This window comes from Pseudoalteromonas sp. TAB23, assembly GCF_000498075.1.
Lineage (GTDB): Bacteria > Pseudomonadota > Gammaproteobacteria > Enterobacterales > Alteromonadaceae > Pseudoalteromonas > Pseudoalteromonas arctica.
Map to the genome: position 1 here is coordinate 1 of NZ_AUTP01000085.1, position 2,679 is coordinate 2,679.

Here is a 2,679-nt window from a genome sequence, read left to right on the forward strand (position 1 = left end):
ATATTATGAATAGCGTAGAGCCAGATAAAATTGGTACCTATTCAGCATCGGTAATTGGCCAAATGGACGACAAAGGCCTAGGCGGTTTAGTAAAGGCGCGCCAACAAGGCGACCGTGTTAGTACTAAGCAGTTAGCACTGGGTTTAAATACAATGTCGACCGACTTTATTAACGCGTATGTTACGGGCAATGTAGGGACTACGTTTTCGACCTCGGGGGCCTGTGCTACGTTTTTATACAACTTACGTGCAGCGGTTAACGACATACAGGCAGGGCGTACACGCGTTGCGGTTGTCGCAAGTGTTGAGTGTGCTATTACACCAGAAGTGATTGAAGGCTTTGGTAACATGAGCGCACTTGCAAATGTCGAAGGTTTGCGCCGTTTAGATAACTTATCAAGTGATGAAGAACCAGATTATCGCAAAAGTAGCCGCCCATTTGGCGACAACTGCGGCTTTACATTAGGTGAAGGCGCACAAGTTGCTATTTTAATGGACGATGCTTTAGCCCTTGAACTAGGCGCCGACATTATGGGCTGCGTACCGGATGTATTTGTAAATGCAGATGGCATAAAAAAATCAATCACGTCACCTGGCCCTGGTAACTATATTACCATGGCTAAATCGGCTGCTTTAGCAACGAGCCTTTTAGGCAAAAAAGCCTTGCAAGAACGTAGCTTTATTTTAGCGCATGGCTCAAGTACACCGTTAAACCGCGTAACAGAGTCGTTGATATATCACAAAGTGGCACAAACGTTCGCTATTGATAATTGGAAAGTGACAGCGCCAAAAGCCTATGTTGGTCATACTATAGCTCCTGCAAGTGGCGATCAATTAGCGATAGCTTTAGGTGTATTTAGCCATAATATTATGCCGGGTATTACCACAATTGATAAAGTGGCTGATGATGTTTACACCGATCATCTTGATATTCGTAATAGCCATTACGAATGCGCCGATATGGATATTGCTTTTATAAATTCAAAAGGCTTTGGCGGTAACAATGCAACAGCTACCGTACTTTCACCAAAAGTAACAATGCAAATGCTCGCTAAGCGCCATGGCGATGAAGTTATGAGTAGTTACGCGCAGAAAAACGTGGCAATTAAAGCCGCGCAACAAACGTATCAAGCTCAAGCTGATTTAGGCCAATATGAGCTTATTTACCGCTTTGGCGACGGACTTATTGACGACAACGACATTGTAATAGACGAGCAAAGTATTCAGTTACCTGGCTTTGAAAAAGCAATTACGTTTAGCACAACAAATTCCTATCAAGATATGTTTTAAGCACACATACTTGTTAGCAAGGCGCTTTTTAAGCGCCTTTTTTAATGCCTCAAATATATTTATCTATTAAGTTTTTTCTAAGTGAAGCTCATTAAATGAACTAATTTTTTGTATTTACACTTGCTTTTATGTTGATCGTTTGTTTCTATTATATAAACACTATCTAGGATGGATAAAACTGATGAAAAAACTCATATTAGCGCTTTCTTTAACTTGTACTTTTACTCAACTCTCTGTTTTTGCAGATGACTTTGTTCCTGCAGAAGTGATTAATAAAAACTACGATCAGCTCACTAATACTTCTTCGCGCGCTTCTAGGTTAGAGGGGATTAATTTGAGCAGTTACGTGGTTGATAAAAGCGGGCAGGTTAGTGATATAGAAATTGTAGCTACGGTTGGGCAAAAAAAGTACCAAAGAGAAGTAATGGATTACGTGTCTAAGCTCAACTACAAAAGTGCAAAATTAAATGGTGAGACTATACCTGTAGCAAAAACCATTACTGTAAGTTCGCAAAATTTGCATATTAATTTTTCAAACGATAAAGCGTCTCGCGGCTTTTTTAATGATTATGAGCAAGCTAGTAAATTAATCGACGAAAAGAAATACGATGAAGCTAAAAGCCGTATCGATGAATTAGAAAATGAACATACAAAAAATACGGTTGAGATTGTTTTGCTTGCATGGCTTAAAAGCCAGCACAGTTATTTTGTGCAAGATTGGAAGAGCTTTGATCAGCATATCTACGAAGCGTTTTTATTTAGAGATAATCTACCAGATCAAATTCAAAAACGTGTGATTAAAAACGCTTTACAGTGGTTTATATCAAAACAAGATTATGTACGTGCTTATGATGCAATAGATGCACTAGGCAATATTGAATCCATAACCTTTACAGAGCAAAACAAGGAACAGTTGTTAACTCAAGTGAATGATATTTATAAAAACTCGGGAGATATTAAGCAACAATTTAGTTTAGCTTCAGAACAAGCTGTAATGCCTATGATGTCGAAGTCTGAAGTTAAATTAGAATCAGAATTACCACTGAGCAAAGTGCAACTTAGATGCGAAAACAAAGTCGTTGACTATGACACTAATACAATTGATAAAATTGTTATTTCGAAAAATGATTTGCGTTGTGGATTATTAATAAAAAGCGCTCAAGCACAAACAATTACACTTAAGCAAAGCGGTGAAAGCTTTTTATAAAAATTGTAACTCCCCACATATAAATTATGGGGAGTTATTGCATTAATAAGTTTTGGCTATTCAAATAATGCATTGGAATTTTGCTGCAATACTTATTAAAAAAACTGTTACTTAAACTTTTTTACATACCTAAGCGTTATAAAATTAATAATGGCAAGTAAAATGGCTATTTCGTAACGGCTG

Annotated in this window: 2 protein-coding genes and 1 pseudogene; 2 read left to right on the forward strand and 1 reads right to left on the reverse strand. The window is 37.7% G+C overall.

Annotated elements, in window-relative coordinates:
- On the forward strand, positions 1-1,289 hold a 1,289-nt coding region (locus tag L654_RS0101930; protein WP_024607091.1), incomplete at its 5' end, for a beta-ketoacyl synthase.
- A 181-nt stretch (positions 1,290-1,470) separates the two neighbouring features.
- Positions 1,471-2,496, forward strand: a complete 1,026-nt coding sequence (locus L654_RS0101935) for an energy transducer TonB (RefSeq protein ID WP_024607092.1) — start codon at positions 1,471-1,473, stop codon at positions 2,494-2,496.
- A 107-nt stretch (positions 2,497-2,603) separates the two neighbouring features.
- Here L654_RS0101935 and L654_RS1000000127710 read toward each other — a convergent pair.
- A pseudogene (locus tag L654_RS1000000127710) lies at positions 2,604-2,679 on the reverse strand (MgtC/SapB family protein); the annotation flags it as partial.